Origin of the sequence: Rhodococcus sp. KBS0724 (assembly GCF_005938745.2) — a bacterium.
In the GTDB taxonomy this organism is placed as follows: Bacteria; Actinomycetota; Actinomycetes; order Mycobacteriales; family Mycobacteriaceae; genus Rhodococcus_F.
Window position 1 is genome coordinate 3,372,527 of record NZ_VCBX02000001.1, and the last position, 19,064, is coordinate 3,391,590.

Annotated in this window: 18 protein-coding genes; 9 read left to right on the forward strand and 9 right to left on the reverse strand. The window is 58.0% G+C overall.

Annotated elements, in window-relative coordinates; all coding sequences use genetic code 11:
• Positions 1-455 precede the first annotated feature (455 nt).
• The 3 genes from FFI94_RS15410 (at position 456) to FFI94_RS15420 (ending at position 5,565) form a co-directional block, all read left to right on the forward strand.
• Positions 456-3,680, forward strand: coding sequence for an HAD-IA family hydrolase (locus FFI94_RS15410; protein ID WP_138868629.1), 3,225 nt, complete (start codon positions 456-458; stop codon positions 3,678-3,680).
• A gap of 72 nt (positions 3,681-3,752) precedes the next feature.
• Complete coding sequence (locus FFI94_RS15415) at positions 3,753-4,607, forward strand: DUF1206 domain-containing protein (RefSeq protein WP_138868630.1); 855 nt, start codon at positions 3,753-3,755, stop codon at positions 4,605-4,607.
• Between the two features lie 160 nt (positions 4,608-4,767).
• Positions 4,768-5,565, forward strand: coding sequence for a DUF5984 family protein (locus tag FFI94_RS15420; protein WP_138868631.1), 798 nt, complete (start codon positions 4,768-4,770; stop codon positions 5,563-5,565).
• A 263-nt stretch (positions 5,566-5,828) separates the two neighbouring features.
• On the opposite strand, the gene FFI94_RS34720 is transcribed toward FFI94_RS15420, so the two are convergent.
• Entirely contained in the window at positions 5,829-6,206 is a 378-nt protein-coding gene (locus FFI94_RS34720) for a helix-turn-helix domain-containing protein (RefSeq protein WP_138868632.1), read from the reverse strand.
• 112 nt (positions 6,207-6,318) lie between these two features.
• On the opposite strand from FFI94_RS34720, the gene FFI94_RS15430 reads away from it, so the two are divergent.
• Together FFI94_RS15430 and FFI94_RS15435 are read left to right on the forward strand one after the other, a co-directional pair.
• Positions 6,319-6,948, forward strand: coding sequence for an NAD(P)-dependent oxidoreductase (locus FFI94_RS15430; protein ID WP_185993215.1), 630 nt, complete (start codon positions 6,319-6,321; stop codon positions 6,946-6,948).
• A gap of 114 nt (positions 6,949-7,062) precedes the next feature.
• Positions 7,063-7,821, forward strand: coding sequence for a hypothetical protein (locus FFI94_RS15435; RefSeq protein WP_138868634.1), 759 nt, complete (start codon positions 7,063-7,065; stop codon positions 7,819-7,821).
• A 155-nt stretch (positions 7,822-7,976) separates the two neighbouring features.
• Here the strand turns inward: FFI94_RS15435 and FFI94_RS15440 are convergent, their stop codons facing one another.
• Both FFI94_RS15440 and FFI94_RS15445 read right to left on the reverse strand, forming a co-directional pair.
• Entirely contained in the window at positions 7,977-8,708 is a 732-nt protein-coding gene (locus tag FFI94_RS15440) for a GNAT family N-acetyltransferase (protein WP_138868635.1), read from the reverse strand.
• Between the two features lie 208 nt (positions 8,709-8,916).
• On the reverse strand, positions 8,917-9,135 hold the full coding sequence (locus FFI94_RS15445) for a hypothetical protein (protein WP_138868636.1): 219 nt from the start codon (positions 9,133-9,135) through the stop codon (positions 8,917-8,919).
• 817 nt (positions 9,136-9,952) lie between these two features.
• Between FFI94_RS15445 and FFI94_RS15450 the strand changes: the two genes are divergently transcribed.
• Positions 9,953-10,828, forward strand: a complete 876-nt coding sequence (locus FFI94_RS15450; protein ID WP_138868637.1) for a hypothetical protein — start codon at positions 9,953-9,955, stop codon at positions 10,826-10,828.
• Between the two features lie 218 nt (positions 10,829-11,046).
• Positions 11,047-11,298 (forward strand): hypothetical protein, encoded by a 252-nt coding sequence (locus FFI94_RS15455; protein WP_144298290.1) that lies wholly within the window; start codon positions 11,047-11,049, stop codon positions 11,296-11,298.
• A gap of 74 nt (positions 11,299-11,372) precedes the next feature.
• Here FFI94_RS15455 and FFI94_RS15460 read toward each other — a convergent pair whose 3' ends face one another.
• Positions 11,373-11,960: a hypothetical protein gene (locus FFI94_RS15460; RefSeq protein ID WP_138868639.1), complete on the reverse strand. Its 588-nt coding sequence runs from the start codon at positions 11,958-11,960 to the stop codon at positions 11,373-11,375.
• Positions 11,961-12,323: 363 nt separating this feature from the next.
• Between FFI94_RS15460 and FFI94_RS15465 the strand changes: the two genes are divergently transcribed.
• Together FFI94_RS15465 and FFI94_RS15470 are read left to right on the forward strand one after the other, a co-directional pair.
• Positions 12,324-12,632 carry a hypothetical protein gene (locus FFI94_RS15465; RefSeq protein ID WP_138868640.1) on the forward strand — a complete coding sequence of 103 codons (309 nt, stop codon included), beginning with the start codon at positions 12,324-12,326 and terminating at the stop codon, positions 12,630-12,632.
• A gap of 9 nt (positions 12,633-12,641) precedes the next feature.
• Positions 12,642-13,106 (forward strand): hypothetical protein, encoded by a 465-nt coding sequence (locus FFI94_RS15470; protein WP_260684139.1) that lies wholly within the window; start codon positions 12,642-12,644, stop codon positions 13,104-13,106.
• A gap of 455 nt (positions 13,107-13,561) precedes the next feature.
• On the opposite strand, the gene FFI94_RS15475 is transcribed toward FFI94_RS15470, so the two are convergent.
• From FFI94_RS15475 to FFI94_RS15495, 5 genes are all read right to left on the reverse strand, one after another.
• Positions 13,562-14,344: a hypothetical protein gene (locus tag FFI94_RS15475; RefSeq protein ID WP_260684140.1), complete on the reverse strand. Its 783-nt coding sequence runs from the start codon at positions 14,342-14,344 to the stop codon at positions 13,562-13,564.
• A 379-nt stretch (positions 14,345-14,723) separates the two neighbouring features.
• Positions 14,724-15,095 (reverse strand): recombinase family protein, encoded by a 372-nt coding sequence (locus FFI94_RS34610; RefSeq protein ID WP_313905529.1) that lies wholly within the window; start codon positions 15,093-15,095, stop codon positions 14,724-14,726.
• The gene (locus FFI94_RS15485; protein WP_138868643.1) at positions 15,001-15,387 is read right to left on the reverse strand and encodes a hypothetical protein; all 387 of its coding nucleotides are present in this window, start codon (positions 15,385-15,387) and stop codon (positions 15,001-15,003) included. Before FFI94_RS15485 ends, FFI94_RS34610 begins: the two co-directional genes overlap by 95 nt.
• Before the next feature lie 265 nt (positions 15,388-15,652).
• Positions 15,653-17,488, reverse strand: a complete 1,836-nt coding sequence (locus tag FFI94_RS15490) for a long-chain fatty acid--CoA ligase (RefSeq protein WP_260684141.1) — start codon at positions 17,486-17,488, stop codon at positions 15,653-15,655.
• 41 nt (positions 17,489-17,529) lie between these two features.
• Positions 17,530-18,933: an aldehyde dehydrogenase family protein gene (locus FFI94_RS15495; RefSeq protein ID WP_138868644.1), complete on the reverse strand. Its 1,404-nt coding sequence runs from the start codon at positions 18,931-18,933 to the stop codon at positions 17,530-17,532.
• Between the last annotated feature and the right edge of the window lie 131 nt (positions 18,934-19,064).

The following is a 19,064-nucleotide window of genomic DNA, read 5'->3' on the forward strand; positions in this document are numbered from 1 at the left end:
ATCTTCCAAACTTCCCATTTCAATCTTCCCTTCGTGGTGAGGTTGAATCAAATCCTTACAACACCGAACGTAGATCATGTTTTGTCATCGCGCACGCCAACTCAGCCGAGAAGGCGAAACTACGACAATCAGCAAGACGTCGGTTAATTTAGCGCATACAGCCTGCTCAGACGACTGTAATCCGCACATTAATCCCACCTGAAATGCATGGTGAATAAATTCAAGCTAATCTTCGGAAAAGTTTATCGGAACCCGCGTGTCGGAATCTTTCGAACATCAACAACACGCGGCAACACGTCCAGCTCTGCCACTCATTCCGGAATATCCGATACCGTGAAGAGAACCGCACTGCCGGAGGGAGCGAGATTGGAAATCTGCGCACACACTTCGACGCCTGAAACGAGCGAAGTCCTGACTACGTTGATCCATTCGCCCACATCGTCTGTGCAGCTGCCATGACGGTCTGGCATGCGGACGGAACTCCTCGGGCGTCGATTGTCATCGACGGCAAGGTCTTGCGAGCCATCTTGTTCGACATGGACGGAGTGGTCACCGACACCGCCAAAGTTCACCTCGCAGCCTGGCGTCGACTCTTCCACTACCTGTCTGAACGAGGTGGGGTCGGCGACGTGGAACTCAGCGACCGCGACTACCGGCAGTACATCGACGGCAAAGAACGAGCTCGAGGGCTGCAGTCGTATCTCACGTCGCGCGATGTGGTTCTCCCGCTGGGAAATTCGGATGACTCTCCGGACACGGTTACCATCAACAGTCTTCTCCGTCGCAAGAACTCGTACTTCCTCGAGGAGCTTGCTCGACATCGCGTCGACGTGATTATTCCTACGGTTCGATGGATTCAGCAGTTGCGGTCGGCCGGCGTCTACACAGCGATTGTCTCGGCAAGCAGAAATGCGAAGTTCGTACTCGACAGCGCCCACCTCGCGGATCTCTTTGACATCCGCCTTGACGGCATCGACGCGGCGAAGCTGGGATTATCGGGAAAACCGAACCCCGACACCTATCTGGAAGCTGCGGCGCGCCTGTCCGTCCCCGCAGCTGAGTGTGTTGTCGTCGAGGATGCGACCGCCGGAATCCGCGCTGCCCATTCTGGCGGCTTCGGTATGTGTGTCGGCCTTGGACCGGCCGAGAATGTTGCAAACTTAACTGACAGTGGAGCCGATCTCGTGGTCTCCGACGTCAGCGAGATCGACTACCACTTCGTCACCGCTGCGCCGGTAGAGGGCGACAACCACGATGCTGCGTGCGAGCTGTGCACTGATGGCGCCGACCCATCCTGGTCCCTCGAATACCGTGGCCTCAGCCCAGACACCGCTGGAGTCAGGGAAGCGCTGTTGACACAAGGAAACGGCTATTTCGCCACACGCGGTGCGCTCTCGGAATCGAACGACGACGGCGTGCACTACCCCGGCGCGTACGTCGCTGGGTGCTACAACCGATTGATATCGGAGGTGGCCGGTAGATCTCGCGAGGACGAGAGTGCCGTCAATATTCCGAATTGGACGGTATTTACCGTGGCTGGACCGGACGGAGAATGGCTCGGGAGCGGGTCCCATCTGATCGATCACCACCATGAAGAGTTCGATCTACGCAGCGGGACGCTTCGCCGCGAAACGACTTTCCGCGACATCGCCGGCCGTGTGACCAGAATTCGCCAACGACGATTCGTCTCGATGGCCGATCCTCACCTCGCAGCAATCAGCACGACGATCATCCCCCAGAACTGGGACGGCACTGTCCATGTCCGTTCGGGAATCAACACAGATGTGTGCAACAACAATGTCCCGGACTATTCCTTGCTGGCAAATCGTCATCACTCTGTGGTTTCCGCAGAAGCTGTTGATCACGAACGTGTTTCATCGACCGTCGAAACGTCGACGTCGCATATCCGTGTGTCGCAATGTGAACGGCTGAGAGTGCGACTCGACGACGGGTCGACGCCGCGACACACACGGCGTATGAATGTCAGCGACGGTGCCGTCACACAGGTAGTCACATACACGGCGTCGGCGGGACAGCCCGTTATCTTCGAAAAGACCATGTCACTCTTCACATCTCGTGACCGTGCGACGGTGGAACCTGAACACGCGGCACGTGAACACGCAATCGATGCCGCCGATCACAGCGAATTGTTCCGCCGACATTGCATTGCATGGGATCTTCTGTGGCACAAATTTGCCATCAGACTGGGCTCCGATGTCACGACATCGTTGGCTGCCAACGTTCTGATCGTTCACGTACTCCAGACATTGTCCACACACACCATTGATCTCGATGTGGGCGTCCCGGCGCGAGGACTGCACGGCGAGGCCTACCGCGGGCACGTGTTCTGGGACGAATTGTTTGTCACGCCGATCCTGACGCTGCGTCTACCCGAATTGACACGATCTTTGCTCCTGTATCGAAGTCGCCGACTACAACAGGCACAACGCAACGCCAAAAAGCTAGACCACGATGGCGCACTATTCCCTTGGCAGAGCGGCAGCGATGGACGCGAGGAAACTCCTTCAGCATTGTTCAATCCTCGTTCCGAGCGCTGGATGCCCGACAATTCTCGACGTCAGCATCACGTCAACCTCGCTGTCGCATACAACGTGTGGCAATACTGGCAAACAACCACCGATCTCGAATTTCTCAGGAATCACGCAGTTGAACTTCTCGTCGAGAATGCACGATTTTGGATCAGTCGAGCGGAATACGACGCCACCGACGACCGATACGACATCCGGGGCGTCATGGGACCGGATGAATTCCATGACGGCTATCCGGACCGTCCCGGCGAAGGCATCGACAACAACACGTACGTCAACATCATGACGCAGTGGTCACTGATGCGCGCGCTCGACGCAGTCGAGATACTCGGCCGCACGAGCCGATCCATCACCGATGATCTCGAGGTCACCGAAGCCGAGTTGGCTACCTGGGAGAAAATGAGTCGACGCCTGCGCCTCGCTTTCCTTCCGAATGGTCTGCTCGCGCAATTCGAGGGTTTCGACGCCCTCAAGGAACTCGACTGGGCGGACTACCGTTCCCGGTACATCGATATCGGTCGGCTCGATCTCATCCTCGAAGCCGAGAGCGACTCCACCGTTCACTACAAGGCCTCGAAACAAGCCGACACACTCATGCTGCTCTATATCTTTTCCGCCGAGGAACTCACTGATCTGATCGCACGGTTGGGTTACCCATTCGATCCGTCGTCGATTCCGTCCACGATCGATTACTACCTGTCCCGCACTACGCACGGATCGACTCTCAGCCGAATCGCACATACCTGGGTGCTGGTGCGAGGCAACCGTTCGCAGTCATGGGACATGCTTCGTAGCGCGCTCGCGTCGGATCTCTCGGACACCCAGCGTGGCCGCACGCGCGAGGGTATTCATCTCGCTGCGATGGCCGGCGCGATCGATATTCTCGAACGGTGTTACACGGGCCTCGACTTCCGCGAAGATGTTCTCTGGCTGCACCCGCAATTGCCGCTCGAACTGAGTGAACTTGTCTTCACGATCTATTACCGTGGCCATCGGTTGCAGATTCAATGCACGCACTCTTCGGTAACCGTGTCGTCGGAGACGAAAGATGCCGCACCGATTGCACTTTCGATCCACGGCCGCAGCCACATCGTGCCACCGGGTTCGGCCGTGACCGTCGCCGCCCAGTAACTCTCGACATGCCGGTGAGCAGTACACTCGCCAACGTAGGACGACGCCCACAACGGAAGACGACCACCCAACATGTCTGACACCAACTCAGGCGATTCGCACACTGCGTCGACGGAATACAACAACTCTTCGTCCACGATCGGTCGTGTCGCCCAGAACAGCATCTTCGAGCGATTTGCCCGTGCCGGCTTCATCGGGAGCGGCATCGTTCACCTGATCATCGGCTACATTGCAATACGCCTTGCCCTCGGGGGCGCAGGAGGAACTGCAGACCAATCCGGGGCGATGGCTGAACTGGCAAACAAGCCCGGCGGAGGCGTAGCGCTGTGGATCGGCGTCATAGCGTTCGCTGCGATGGGCCTGTGGCGGCTCGTTGAAGCCGTACTCGGCAGTTCCTCCAGACCCGATTCAGACAGCAAACTCTCGCGGGTGTTCGATCGAATCAAGGCCTTCTCACTGGCAGTGGTCTATCTCGCTTTTGCGTTCTCCGCGTGGGGATTCGCTCGTGGTATCGGTAAATCCAGCAGCAGTCAGAGCACCGGGTTCACTGCGCGCCTGATGCAATCGGGTGCCGGCTCGGTCGCGCTCGTTGTCGGTGCGCTCGTCATTATCGCGGTCGGCGGGTACCACGTCTACAAAGGCGCTAGCCAGAACTTCCTCGAGGACCTCGAAGGCTCCACCAGTGATCTGGTTCGACGCCTGGGCACAATCGGCTACATTGCCAAGGGCCTTGCCATCGCGGCGATAGGGGTGTTGGTGATCCTCGCGGTCAGCCAATCTGCCCCAGACAAGTCTTCCGGCCTCGATGGGGCCCTAAAAACCCTCGGCGCCCAACCTTATGGAGTCGCGCTTCTGGTAATTGCTGGCATCGGCATCATCACCTACGGCTTCTACTCCTTCGCGATGGCCCGATCCGCCAAGATGTAGCCAACTCATCGTGATGTGTGAACGGCGGCATGATCCGGGCATTATGCGTGTTCGTTCCTGGAGATCTTCCGTATTCCGCCGACTCGCACGCACCGACAACCGAGATCCCTGGGTTCTGAAATGCTCTCGCGGTAAAAGTCGATAGACAGAACGTACGACTATGAGGTTGCATCGTGTCATGATGCGTTTCCAGTTCGAGCTGGTCCCGGTAGACGAGGTCGAACCATGGGGAGAGAACCGGAACCTGCATTGGTTCGGACTCACCGAGGGTTGGTACTGCCTCGATGTGGGCGGCATCGAGTTGTTGCGATATACCGAGCAGACCACAGCCAGGCGCTCCCCTGCGGGCGGGCGAACGGCCCCACCGTGGGCGGACTATTACGTGGCCCGCCTGTGGGAGGACATACTGCAGGCGTTGCCCTACATCCTCGAACCCGTGCCGAATGATCTGGTGGAATTCGTGACTACCGGGTGGACCATCGACTTCGACGACATCGACGATGCCAAACTCCTGGACGACACAGCGATCGACGCGGTAACCGACCCCTACACTGATCGAAGCATCGACACGGGATATCTGCGTTTCGGACCCGAACTACAGTGGTGGCGCACACTCGAACCGGTGGACACCGTCAACATGGACTGGCGCTTCCCTATCGACCCCGACGGCGAGATTGCATTCACTGCCCCGCTATCAGGTAGGACATCGGTCAACACCGCCGAATTTGTATCCGCGGTAACCGATTTTGACTGCCGCTTGCTCGAGGCAATGCAGGTACGGGTGGACACGATCGCCGCGACCGGCGTTCCCTCGGAGATCGACATCGACGTCGCCAGTCTGATCCGGGAGCAAGCCGAGCGGCGGACCTGGCTGTCGCAAGCGATGGCGCACCGCGTGAGCACTGATTGGGATGCGGTGCGGGCAGGCATGTCGATCCTCGCGCGGCATTCACAGTGACCTCTGGGTTCGGTCATGACCGCACTCACACAGGAAGAAGTCCGGATGATCGGTTATCGCGAGTACCCCACAACCCCCTGCCGGTTATTGCGATGCTCTGATACTGCAATCGCCTTCGATCGCCTCCGATCGGCTCTGAGCGGTTCCACCCGAAGTGCGAGCACCAGTTGTCGGTTGAAGGCAACTCGGCCGCAGTCCAGAACAACTTCCGACCTAACACCCGAATTATATTGTCACGCAGACAACCTGGATAAAACATCTACCTATGCTCGGCGCGCGAGTCCAGTTTCGTGCTGCTGTCTGGACTCGATCACTTCCGAAAGGTGTTGTTGAGACCACTCACAAGCAGCCTGCAGCGGTTGCCTGAGCGTGTATCCGAGTGAGGTTAGTGCGTAGGTAACGTGGCGCGGTGATTCCGAATGCACTGTCCGACTGACAAATCCGTCACGCTCCATAGTTCGCAGAGATTCGGTGAGGACCTTCGGCGCGACATGCCGCATCGGGACCTGTATCTCGGAGAATCGCCGGGCTCCACCGAGGAGACAAAAGATGATCTGAGCATCCCATTTACCGCCTACCTGTATCGGAGGACGAACTGTCCCGCACGAAGCGAATAGTTCTGAATCCAGAGGCCCTGTCATGAAATCCACGATACGGACGTTGAGTCGCTTACGTTGCAGTAACCGAGGGGGCAGGTCCTACCGTGAACGAGTCCCCGTCGCCATCTCGGTGACGCAGTCGAACGGAGAAAAAATGAGCCGAATTGTGTTGTTCGGAGCTGGAGGGCGAGCCGGTCGTCAAATCTGGCAACAGGGCCGTTCCCGGGGTCACGACGTGGTTGCGGTGCTGCGCAACCCAGCTACACACCCCGAGATCGGTGGTGTCTCCGGTGACGTCACCAATGTCGCTGACGTGCGTCGGCTCACGGCAGGGGCAGATGTGGTGATCAACGCCAGCGCTCGCATCGACATATCGCCGGACCAGTTCTTCGCCGCATCCACACGTGCATTGATCGAAGGCCTGCAGGCTGGGCGCTTACTCGTGATCGGGATCGGAACAACTCTGGAACCGACACCGGGGATACGACTGATGGACATACCTGATTTTCCCTACGAAGCGAAGCCATTCACAGTAGGCCACGCCCTCGAACTCGAACTTCTCCAGCAGAGCCCAGGCGAACTCGATTGGGTGGTAATCACTCCACCTCCGGTCGTCCTGGCCGAGCACGCCGAAACCGGTGGCGCGCTTCTGGTCAGTGCCGGTCCGGAACTTTTGGTTTCATCGGACCCTACCTTCACCTACACCGACCTCGCTGTTGCGACTGTTGACGAAATCGACAACGCGACACACCACCGAACACAGATCGCCGTGATCAGACGCTGAACCATGCTGGATAGTTGCCCGAACGTTGTGACCTGTTGTGCATTGCGCTTCAACGGATCGTGGGCCTTAGATCACGTGGTTCGGCACGTGCAGCCGTACACCTAATATTGGTCGATGAAGATCGACCGAATTCCCGACGGAGCCCAAGACCCCCGCACGAGCCTCTTGACTCGCGCACGACTAAGTGACGTTCAGGACATCGATGAAATTCTGACGCTGGTGTCCGCAGAACGAGCCGCACATCTCGACGCCCGAGTCTTCATCACCCTCGACGATCTTACCCAGGCGTCGTACACGAGCATGCACGCCGGCGAGTCCGATGAACTCGAAGTCGCGACAGACGATCTCGATTTTCTGAACGACATAGACGCTCAACGGCGCTTCGAACTCCGGCAGGTTGCTCATGTGGCGGCTCAGCTCAGCAGGAGCGCACTGATACCGAGCTGGGACGAACTACACGGCACTCGAGAATGCCCTCCCGACTGGATCGACCGAATGGCTGAAGTCAACGACAAACCGTCCACTATTCTCGACGACGAAATCCACGTTCTTCATGTGCCGGTCCGCGACAGCTTGGCGGCAATCGCAGGCTTCCCGAATGGGTACTTCAGCGTCGACTGGGACACGTTCCAGAACTACACCGTCACCCGTCATCTCGCCGACGCCTACGGTTATCGTCCACTTGGTATAGGTGCTTCCTGGATTGGATTCGAACGGAATTCGCCGTTGTCCCTCATGAAGGCGAACGAGCTCGTCGAGGAGTTGAAGCCCATCTACGGCAGTATTGATGCGCCTGGATGGGCTCGCCTCGTGGACACACTGACTCGCAGGCGGACACTCTTCCTCGGCTATACCGAGAACTTCGCCGACTGAAAGACGGTGGGCCTGGTCCAGCTCCGGGTCGGTAGCGATTGACCGGGAGCCACTGTTGTTTACCCGTCTTGCATGTGTGTCGGAGGTCGGGTGGGTTGCTGTTTTTCAGCGGCGACTACTGAACGTGAGAACTTGCCACCTATTGGTGACATCGATCAGGCTGGCGCTTGCAACGCAGTCAGCATAGATCTCTTCCGAATGACGAATCCCAGTGATTCGTACAACCTGATCGCATTCGTATTCGATTGCACCGCATGAAGAAACGGCAATTCACCGCGCTCACGAATTCCGGCCGCAACTGCTCGGATCAGCGTCGTACCAAATCCTCGCCCACGAAAATCTCCGTCGGTGCAGACAGCACTGATTTCCGTCCATCCCGGAGGATGCAATCGCTCCCCCGCCATCGCCACAAGTCTTCCGTCGACACGGATACCGTAGTAGCTCCCCATCTCGACCGTACGAGGAAAAAAGGGTCCGGGCTTAGTACGTTCGATCAACGCCAGAATCTCGGGAACATCACGTGTTCCGAGAAGTTCGACGGATGCATCGACGGATACCTCGAGCGCAGAACCATCCATCTGGACCGATCCGAACTGGTCGACCACAGTCCATCCGCTCGGTGGCTGGTGATCGAATCCTCGCAATCCCACGGTGCCGCCCGGACCGACGAGCCGACCCAAGTCCTCCCAGTCTTCGCCTTCCAACTCGGGCGGATGACCAACGAAAGGAGCCACCGTGGGGTCGTATCGCGCAACTCTGCCTGCCCACTGGGCGAATTGGGCGTGGTGGCCGTGAAGACTCTGCCGCACCGGGTCATCCAGTGGATGAGAATCCGCTGCTGTGTCGGCAGTCTCGACAAACGACGCGAAGGTCGCCTCCGTGGTCATCGAACCTCTTCCTGCCGCGCATGGGATTGACGTCGTCCAGCTTTGCAACAACGGTAGAAACTGTTGATGTCGATGTCGCCGGATAAAATCAAGATGATTCCGACTTCACACTATTGAGGGCGGTCGAAAGCTAGTGAGCCGGTCCTGAAATCGTCGAGATGTGGGACGAGCGTTCTCCTGATCGCGATAGGTCGCGCGGTGGGAATCTCTACAAAGTTGACGGCGGTTTAGCCGCAGGTCCGGTGCCGACTACTCGAAGTATCGGGATGTGTACGGACACGATGAGTACCTCGACGCGCTTCGTGAGGCCGGTCAGGTACTGGTATTCAGGTTCGATCTGATGAGCGGGCACCGCGATAATCACTGGAGTGCAGTTCTCGACCCGTCCGCTCTCCGTGTGCTCGGCGCCGAGCGGTGGATCAGGCATTCACGCTCGGTGGCATGACCGACAGAAAGACCTCGATCCGATTGCACGACGAACAGCACCATGCCAAAGATCTGATCTCTACCAGGCCCTGGGAATGCGTGCACCGGTCTGGGCCGGAGGTATGCACGGGACAACCGGAATCGCGTCGATCCGAGGGTCCGCGATGATGAGGTCGATCGCCTGCGACACAAGACGACTGATCGGCCGGGCTATAAACGGGCCGGGGTCTCGACACTCGATATCAGAAGTACCGGTAATCCCCGCGGGCGGTAATGAATGCGTCAGGCGTTATGGGGCGGAACCCGCACGGTCAGGTCAAGGTCTTCGTTCGATTCTTCGGAGATTCCGCTTCGCGGCCACGTTTCGATCATGGTTCCGATGCAGATCAATGCAACGGTTTCCGGATTGTTTGGCTGGAAGTAAGTACGCAAGTCCGGTAGGGCGAACTCGAAGGAAACACTAGCGGATCCCTGACTGCGAAAAACTCTGACGACCACAGTCAGGGATCCCTCGGCCAAAGTTGCACTCAGAACTTCGATGTACCTTTCTGCTTCCCCGTTGGTCACACCCTTGAAAAGCGCTGAGGTAAACGCCAGTGACCAGTGATCGAAGGCCCTATCCGATGTATCGACTGGGCGCAGACTGTCGATATGAGGAGCCTAGATGCCGCGATATACCGCGTCCTCGTTCATGATCTCCCTCGATAGGTGTAGCGTTCATCTCTTCGTCTCTGGACGGAGTCCTCAGGAGCGTACCTACGTGATGAGACACCACGAATGGCCCCGAACTCCGCTCACCAACGATGCAGTTGCCTGGCATGGGTGATTTCGTTCCGGTGCCCTTGCAGGACAACGGCATCGATATCCGAGAGATCCTGCAGAGCGGCCGGATTCCCTGCGGCGGGTATTCGACAGAAGTGGGCGGCGAACCGGTCCTGATCACCGTGAGCCGACGTTCCGTCGACGACGACGGAACCTTCCTCGCCGAAACAGGAAACTGGATGCTCCAGTTCTTTGTCGCGGGTGCCGTGCTGCGACCGTCTGCCGCTGTTGACGTCGTTCGGCGTGCCGCACCGGTAAACCTGGGAGCGACCTACATCTATGCCCCCGATATAGAAACGATGCGCCCGATTCATGTCGTTGCCGCGTTCTTTTCGAATTCGGGACCCATGATCGATGCCCCGCCTGATTTCGATTGGTGGAAGCACTCGAACGTACATCGATATTTCTCAGTGCACCGTATAGCCGGGACGCTCGATGAGTTGATGCCGGTGTACCGCTCCTTGAACCACAGTTTTTACCTCCCGCACATGGACCGGCGAGGAAGGTACTGGAATCTACGCCTTGCCGGGCCGCCCGAAAGTTCCGGCCTCGGTGAAACATTCGTCGCAACCGTGGGTGCGCTGTCCCGCAGGTCCGCGATCAAAAGCGACATCAAACCGCTCGCACTCCAATGGCTCCACGACGGAATCGTCAGGTTCACCTTCCAGCGAATCCGGAACCAGCGCTGCTTCCAGCTGGAGATCGAACTCCCCGACCACAACCAGATGACATTCGGCCGCTTCTTTCTACCCGGCGGCGGTCCGATCGTTCGGGAACCAGCCCAGTTTGCGGCGGGGCTGGCCTCGCGGCTGCGTGAATTGTCGGCGGCCTCGTATTCGTTGATGGGAACCGAATGTGACTGCGTTGAGTGAGGCACCCGGGTGACAACTGTGCCTTCGAACTACCCATGACATCACTTCACCAACAAGGAGCTACATTGTCCAAACGCCGCCGCACCCCGCCCTTTGAAACGTCACCTGCCTCTGGGGAAGAGCGAGAGTATTCAACGTATTTCGACCCCTGGACGATGCGGTGCGCCGCGAGCTTCCTCGCCGGACTGATCGGCTTCCAAGAACGAGGTGGATTGAGGGTGCGGTCATTCGATGTACTACCAAACGAGGACACCGTTGCTGCCGTCATCGAGTATTACGGCAACGACGAGCGGCCCAATGCTGTTGTGGGCTACAAATTCGTGATCTCGCATCTACGACGGATGATCGGCAACACGGACCCGGCCGCTGCGGCCTTTGCTTATCTGCACGACATGGCAGTACAGCCCACAATCCCCAGTGGCAGGGAAGCAATCGACGGAATCCACTGGATCACTTTCCCTCACTCGTAGTCCGCACACCCCGCTACTAACTCGACCAAAATGTCAGGCGTCACCCTAATTGCTCACCACTGATCCCAAGACATTCAAGAGTAGTACGGCGGTTCCGTCTCGGGATCATGGCTTACCGCGTCGATCCGAGCGTCCGCGATGATGAGGTCGATCGCTTCTGCAGGCCCGGCGATAATTGCGAAATGCGGATCGACATCGTGTGTAAAACACCACGCGTGATCCGCTGGCCATACGAACGCCGGATCAGCGGCATCAGGGCCCCGCGGGTCGAACTGGACATCGGGGCCCCAGCCACCGCAATCCGTTGGTGCACCATGGAACAGCAAGTAACTGCGGGTAGGGAGCTTCACCGTCGGGACATCATCGCCGACGACGCTTATTCCCCAGCCTTCCCACACACAGAAGTAGCAGTCAGCGGGCGCGGAGGTATAGCGGGACAATATTTCCAGCACAACGGCTAATTGCTCGTCTTCGGGGAGGGCGTCTTCCGGGTAGTTTGCAGCGCTCTCGTTCTGGCCTTCGAAGACGGGATCTGGCAGGAACCTGAGCCTCGCGTATGCCGGAAAGCCGAGCGGACCCTTCACAGCGAGTTGCGGCCACCGCATTTCCTGCCCGACTAACCAGTCGGCGGCTGTTACATCAGTACACACACTCAGACTCATCCGCTCATTATCCCTGCCCAACGCGTCATTCTTTCACTTAGAAGCGCGACGACACGCGCCCGCCGAATGGTTTCTGATCATTCATGAGAGTCCGGCAACCCAATCGCGCTCAGATCATTTCGGCGGGTGTAGGTGTGCGTTTTGAACATCGACAAACAGGAGAAATTCGGGTCGGACAACCCTCCACTCGCAGTAATAGGTCACCGGGAGTAGAGTCGAAATCTTCGTCCTCGGACGGAGTAAGCGGGAGCGATGGCCATGCCGGAACACAAACAAATGCAGCCCCCGAACTATCACCGATGTCTTGAAACAGTCTTCTCCTCCCCCAATGCGTGTCGTGAGTTGCTGGACCGACTTTCGTCGATGACTGAGGCCGAGGTTCTATCTGGGTGGTCTCCGTGGCGAGGTCAGCAGTCACCGCCGTACGGACCGGGTGTGAAGGTACTCGTCCCGGCCGAGGTGCAATTAGTGGCGCTACAGGCTACCTACGATTCCTATCGCAAGTCGACTATGGAGTTGTGGCGGAAGTTGTCCGACATCATGGATATCCCGATCATGCAGAACAGCCTCGTCGAACTCATCTGGAGCGTGCGCATGAGGGTCGAACGGCTCAACAGCCGAATCGAGATCCTCGAAAGTGCAAGCGCTCAAGAAGTTCCGCAAAAACATTAAGGAATAGAAATGGAAATACAAGGCACGGAAAATCTTGTCATTCGCGTCTACCCTGACTATGGCCATCCCAGTTCTCTATGGCCTTCGAAGGAACTGGTAAGAATCAGTCGGCCGAGGCAGCCGTACGTTCTCCCCAGCCAGATTGGGATTGGCGATGCTCTGGGAGAGAAAATACTCGCGTGGACCGACCGCTTTCAAAAATTTTTCGTGGGGGAGATCGATGGTTTCGCATCGCGGCCGCAATGGCTTCCAGGGATAAATGTCTTCAACTGGTATGACGAGGGCTACGAAATCATTGAGGAGCTTCGCGCACAGTTCCCCGACGTGCAGGTTAAGCCCCAATTTGCGCGGTATGTTTTTTCGGTTAACGAGCGCCGGGAAAGCATGGGGCTTTTGCCGATCAGCCTTCCAAAAGAGCCTAAGGCTGGGTATATCAGCATTACTGATGTCCTGCACCCCAAGGGGCCGAAATAGGCGGTGCTGCCCCTACGACCGTAGGTCGCCGGCGGATCATCGGCAAGGTGACGGTGACGGTGACTGGGAACCGAGCATTCGGCGCTTGAGGCAACTAGGCATGACCACTGCATCAACCCCAGCAGCTACTCCGGTTTGGTTGCAGGACAACGCAAAGCGGTCAGCATGCGAATCGTCCCGGCAGGTGTCGACCGGGCCGCTGGCTGACGTCCCGCACCGAAGATACGCGAATACGCCAAGTGGTTTCGATTCCTCACGAGACCTTGATAACCGCATCCGGCTCAGATCGTTCCGGCGGGCTAAAGTGTGCGTTTTGACTATCGCCATACCGGATGTGGTTTAAGCCTCGACGGAAAGGGAGGGTGCCGCGACGCTGAGGTTCTACGAATCGCTGCGCTACGTCGACAGCTGCATGCAGACTCCTCGGACCACTCTCTCGGGACGGCTTGGCCGACTCACTCACCCTCGATGAATGGATTTTCCAGCTCGAGAAGCTCGACCTCGTCCGGATGCAAGTTTTCATACGGATCCACGGATCTGGTCAGTAAATCATCGGGACCGAATTCATTCGGTGCCTGAACAATCTGAAGACCTCGTGCCAAAATCTCGATCTGTTCACGGCCATCGTCGCTCGTGAGGTCTGCGGCGAAAGCAGCCGCTACCGCGTCACGCGCCAAAGCCTCGGCCAAGTCCCAATCACGCATGTATTCCTCGACGGAAACGTTCACCTCTCGCTGCCCCAATGCCGCCAAAGAACATTCCTGAAAGTAAAACGCGACTACCTCCTGAGCTCCGTCCCATTCCGTCTGGAGGCCGAGTGCTACCGCGTTCTCGCGCACCACGGACCGAATGTCGAGTGCATCGGCTGCTCTCATCGCAGGTGACGTACGTACCTTGCTCACGTACTCGTCAAACCCGATCGCCGCGACAGTCCCGATGACATCCATTACTGCTTGCCAATTCGGTCCTAGATGATCGGCTAGATCGACGTCCGTGATTGTGGTCGACTCGATATGGCGCACGAGTGAGTCGAGTGAGCGATTGGCGCCGTCGTAGAGTCCGTCTCGTTGCGCCTGGCGGAGCCATTCCATGTCTGCGACCACCGCATCGCCCGGAACTGAACCGGCGCGCGCGAACGCTTCCTCGATGGACAACTCAGTGCCGATGGCGACTTGGGGACCCCAAGCAGCTCCATTGACTCGCAGGAGCTCCGCAGCTGTCTGCACTACGTTCGTCAAGCGCGCCGACGCGACAGCAGGGGAAGGCGATGTAGCTGCTACGGAGTCCGAGGGGACGGATTCACATGCTGGATTGTGCAGTCCACGTTGCCCAGAAGTGCTGTTTTCTTCGATGACCGCCGAAGGTGAGTTGGCCGCGCGGAACTTCGATACTCCCACAGCGCCAGCAACGAGTACAGCGATAAGTAGCCCCGCCGCAACGAGTTTCGCCCTTCGACTCCGTCCTGAATGCACGCGTTCGATACCCCCCTCGATATGCCCCTTGAAGATGCGACCGAAAAACGGGGACCAATCGCCAATGCTACCGGGCTGACGAAACTTCATCACTCGGGTGAGTCACCAAGAGCTGACAAACTTGATCCCAACAATCGAAACGAGCTCAGATCGTTCCGGCGGGATAAAGTGTGCGTCCTGACCGTCGAAACGGATTGAACGCAAGAGTTTCGAGGTGGGCAACCGTTTCCAGCAAGTGAGGAAGGCTTGGACCGAGCCGGTCGAAGCGCCACACGGCCAGGGCCTCGCCAGGTCGAAGGTGTTCGATGACTGCGGCCAGTTGCGGGCGTCCGTCTGCAGTGTTGAGTTCTGAGGCATTCTCGATGTCGGAGATTCCAACCGCTGCCGCTCCCCGAACGAGCAAGCCCTTGAGCAAATTTTGGCTAGTCGACGTGCGGGCCAAGAGTTTGTTCCCCCGTTTGCCGCCCGTAGTACAGAGCAACTCCAAAGCAGATAGACGACGCGATGAGGAGGCCACCGGAGATGCGAGTGAAGACCGAATCTTGAGTAATCAGTAGCACTATCCCGATCGCGCTTAGTGCCACGCTCGCGCTCACTTGGCCAAGCAACCGGAGTTGTGATCCAGGGCCATTTCGTACCGATATGAACTGGCCCTTGTCGCGCCACCAGGTGATCCAGCCAATGACGATCAAAGCGATCCACAAGATCTGGATCCAGTCTCCGCGAATAGTGCCCTCCACCAGCAGGAAAAGCGCCGAAACAACTACAACTACCGCTGCGCTGACTCGGAGATACGTGGATTGAAGCATGACTGAGCTTGAGGCACGACCTCCGATGTCGTCAACGTCAGTCGATCGTTAATCCAACTCGTGCAGAAGAGCGTCTGCTTTCTCACACACCTGATGGCCGCAGAAAGTTCCTGCGGCGCGTCGCTGCACAGGCGAAGGCGTAGCACAAGGAGCCGAAGTCAACATGATCCTCCCGGCGCAACCGCCCAACAAGGGGCGGATATCTACGGGCGGTCGAGTTGCGCTGGATGTCGGCAGAGACGAATACGTCCCCGACAAGATGTGATCAACCCACATCGATCACGCCGCCGTCCCGGCGATCTGCGTAGAGAGCTGCGATCGTGTCCGCGTATTTGGTTGCGATCGGCTTGCGCCGCAACTTCATCGTCGGTGTCAGTTCATCACCGCCGGGCATCCACGCTGACGGGACAATCGAAAATCGTTTGACCTGTTCGACTCTGGATAATTTGGCATTTCCTGCCTTGACGGCCAGTGTCGCTTCTTCAACGATCTTCGGGTTTGCTGCCAGATCTGCGAGTTGTGCTCCGGGGACTCCTAAGGTCTGTGCTCGCAGGTCAGCTACATCTGGGTCCAGTGTGACCAGCGCCGTGACGTATCGCTGGTTGTCGCCGATCGCGACCACTTGAGCAATCAACGACGAGGACGCCTTCACTGCGTTCTCGATACTGTTGGGTGCCAGATTCTTTCCCGACGAATTGATGATGAGTTCTTTCTTGCGGTCGACGATGGTCAGGTTGCCGTCGTCGTCGAACTTCCCGATATCGCCAGTCGCCATCCAGCCGTCCGAGTCGATGGTTTCAGCGGTCTTTTCCGGCTGATTGCGGTATCCCCGCATAACGATTGGTCCGCGCACCAGTACCTCGCCGTCATCGGCAAGTCTGATCTCGACACCCGCGACTGGTTTGCCAACTGTCCCGATCTTCAGATTGTCGGCTGTGGTCATGGCGCCAAGGCCGATGGTTTCCGACATCCCCCAGATCTCGAGCAACGGAATGCCCAAGCCCTTGAAGTACTCGAGGATCTCGACGGGAATGGCTGCTGCCCCAGTGAGAGCCAACCTGAGCTGATCGAACCCGAGAGCGGTCCGGACCTTTGAAAACACCAAGGCGTCGGCAACCCGGTATTGCAGTTGTAACGCTCGCCCACGTGATGTCCCATTCAGATCTGCTCGTGCTGCTCGCGCTCCGACATCGAATGACCAAGCCGCCAATTTCGATGTGACCGGGTTGGTCTCCGCTACCAGCTTTGCCTCGATTCCAGCCTTGACCTTCATCCAGACCCGCGGCACACCGACGAACATGGTCGGCCGAACCTCGGCCAGCGCAGACATCAATTCGCGCAGATCCCCGACCGACGTGATCTGCACACCGAAAAACTGGTTGGCTCCGTTCGTCGACACCCGATCGGCTATGTGCGCGGACGGCAGGTACGAGATAGCCCGATCGTCGAATCCGAGGTCGAACCAGGCTATGGCCCGAGCCGCAGCGATCGCGTTGCGGTGCGTAATTTCCACGCCTTTGGGAGGTCCGGTGGTGCCTGACGTGTAGATCAGAGTGACCACGTCATCCGGCTCAACTGACTGCCATGACGCCTCGAAGTCGAAGTCAGCGGCCGGACTCGATTCAACCTCCGTCAAACCGGTTGCTCCGCTAACCGGACCGTCCACAGTGATGATGTGCTCGAAAGGCACACCAGACACCGTGATCGGCGGCATGAACACCTCCTCGGTGACGATCACCTTGTTACCGGCACTGGTAAACAAATATTCGAGTTGTTCTGGCGCACTGGTGTTGTATACGGAGAACGGGATTGCCCCTAGATGCACGATCGCAGTGTCGACTAGGTGAAACTCTGGCCGGTTGGTCAGCATGAGCCCGACAGTATCGCCGCGCCGAACACCTAGTTTGGCGAGTCCACCGGCGATTGCCTCGACACGTCGAGCGTATTCACGCCAGGTCACCTCCTGACGTCCGCCAGGAGTCCGCAACGCGACTCTGTCCGGGTGCATCCTCGCGGTGCGTTGGAACGCCTCTACTGCGGTGCGCACCTTGTCCCCCGACTGGTGGAGAAAAACAGCGTCACTGGCATTGTCAATCATCATGTCTCCTGCCTTCATCGAATTCGATTGGCGAAGTTGAAGATTCAGAACAGTCGACGCAGAGTCTTCACTGAACGTGCGGTATAGGGTGGGTAGATCACCTTCAAGTCAGGCTTGAATGACTTGACCAGTACAGACTTGCGATGGCTGAAGGCCTGAAAGCCCCACTTTCCGTGGTAAGCACCCATCCCGCTATCGCCAACTCCACCGAACGGCAGTTGCGGCACCATCGCGTGCACCGCCGCATGATTTACCACTGCCCCACCAGAACTGATCGCATTCACGAGCTTTCTCGCCACGGTCCGTGAACTCGTGAAGTAATAGGCAGCCAGTGGTTTGGGTCGCGCATTTACGAATGCAATCGCCTCGTCTATCGAATCCACCGCCAGCACAGGCAGAATCGGACCGAATATCTCTTCCCTCATTACAACGTCGTCAGGATCAGGATCGGCAATCACAGTCGGGTCTATCGTCAGAGTTTCCCGATCCGATCCACCGCCGAACACGATTCGTCCAGAGGTATCGGCAAGGCTGCCGGCGAGCCTGTCGAATTGGCGCTCGTTCACGATCCGCAACCCCCGACCTCGTTGATCGGCACGAAACTGCGTCACAGTATCGGCGATAAGACGCACCAATTCGTCGTGAATCGAACGCTCAGCGAGCACGTAGTCAGGCGCAAGGCATGTCTGTCCAGAGTTGAACAACTTCGTCCACGCAACGCGTCTGGCTACCACCTCCAAATCCGCGTCGGATGCGACAACGACCGGACTCTTGCCGCCGAGTTCGAGGAGTACCGGAGTCAAATGTGGTGCTGCTCCTTCCAAGATTCTGCGTCCGATCTCCGTACCGCCCGTGAACAACACCTGGTCAAGGCCTTGGGAAAGCAGATCCTGCGTCACCTGCGCATCGCCTTCGATAACGACAATGGCCTCCGGATCGACGTATCGCGGCAGCCAGTACGACAGCAATGCAGACGTCGCAGGAGCTACCTCCGACGGTTTGACGACGGCTACGTTGCCCGCGGCCAATGCTGCGACCAGAGGGATGAGAGCGAGGTGGACAGGATAATTCCAAGGTCCGATTATCAGGACGACTCCGAGCGGCTCGTACTGCACCCAGCCGACCGCCGGCAGTTGGTTCAGCGGGAGCGGTTGTGGTCGCCGCCGCATCCACCGCCGCACCCGTTTTCGCGCATAGGTCGCCTCCGCCTTGACCAGTGCGACATCAGCGAACCACGCTTCCGTGCCGCTGCGGCCGAGGTCGTCCGCGAGAGCGGACACGATCTCAGGTTCGCGCTGGTCGAGAAACCGCTCGATTCCCTCGATCTGGCGTATGCGCCAGTCGGCATTTCGGGTCCGGCCACCGGCGAACACTTTTTGAAGCTGAGCCGCGACGGCGGCGACATCAAATTCCTCGGATGGACTTTGGGGATGATTGGTGAGTGTCATGTGCAACTCCGTCAGATCGAAGATCTGGACATGCCGATGCGAAGAGCACCCGTTGTGCTCGTGCGTCGCCAACACCGACATGTCCAGCGTATCGATCCGAGTGGTTCCACGCGATGACTAGGAACGGATCA

What these genes read in the sequence shown, in the direction of transcription:
- FFI94_RS15435 (WP_138868634.1), top strand. Translation starts at nt 7,063, where the DNA reads ATGAAGATCGACCGAATTCCCGACGGAGCCCAAGACCCCCGCACGAGC.
- FFI94_RS15415 (WP_138868630.1), top strand. Translation starts at nt 3,753, where the DNA reads ATGTCTGACACCAACTCAGGCGATTCGCACACTGCGTCGACGGAATAC.
- FFI94_RS15495 (WP_138868644.1), bottom strand. Translation starts at nt 18,933, where the DNA reads ATGACACTCACCAATCATCCCCAAAGTCCATCCGAGGAATTTGATGTC.
- FFI94_RS15470 (WP_260684139.1), top strand. Translation starts at nt 12,642, where the DNA reads ATGGAAATACAAGGCACGGAAAATCTTGTCATTCGCGTCTACCCTGAC.
- FFI94_RS34720 (WP_138868632.1), bottom strand. Translation starts at nt 6,206, where the DNA reads ATGACAGGGCCTCTGGATTCAGAACTATTCGCTTCGTGCGGGACAGTT.
- FFI94_RS15420 (WP_138868631.1), top strand. Translation starts at nt 4,768, where the DNA reads ATGAGGTTGCATCGTGTCATGATGCGTTTCCAGTTCGAGCTGGTCCCG.
- FFI94_RS15410 (WP_138868629.1), top strand. Translation starts at nt 456, where the DNA reads ATGACGGTCTGGCATGCGGACGGAACTCCTCGGGCGTCGATTGTCATC.
- FFI94_RS15465 (WP_138868640.1), top strand. Translation starts at nt 12,324, where the DNA reads ATGACTGAGGCCGAGGTTCTATCTGGGTGGTCTCCGTGGCGAGGTCAG.
- FFI94_RS15460 (WP_138868639.1), bottom strand. Translation starts at nt 11,960, where the DNA reads ATGAGTCTGAGTGTGTGTACTGATGTAACAGCCGCCGACTGGTTAGTC.
- FFI94_RS15490 (WP_260684141.1), bottom strand. Translation starts at nt 17,488, where the DNA reads ATGATGATTGACAATGCCAGTGACGCTGTTTTTCTCCACCAGTCGGGG.
- FFI94_RS15430 (WP_185993215.1), top strand. Translation starts at nt 6,319, where the DNA reads ATGAGCCGAATTGTGTTGTTCGGAGCTGGAGGGCGAGCCGGTCGTCAA.
- FFI94_RS15450 (WP_138868637.1), top strand. Translation starts at nt 9,953, where the DNA reads ATGGGTGATTTCGTTCCGGTGCCCTTGCAGGACAACGGCATCGATATC.
- FFI94_RS15440 (WP_138868635.1), bottom strand. Translation starts at nt 8,708, where the DNA reads ATGACCACGGAGGCGACCTTCGCGTCGTTTGTCGAGACTGCCGACACA.
- FFI94_RS15485 (WP_138868643.1), bottom strand. Translation starts at nt 15,387, where the DNA reads ATGCTTCAATCCACGTATCTCCGAGTCAGCGCAGCGGTAGTTGTAGTT.
- FFI94_RS15445 (WP_138868636.1), bottom strand. Translation starts at nt 9,135, where the DNA reads ATGCCTGATCCACCGCTCGGCGCCGAGCACACGGAGAGCGGACGGGTC.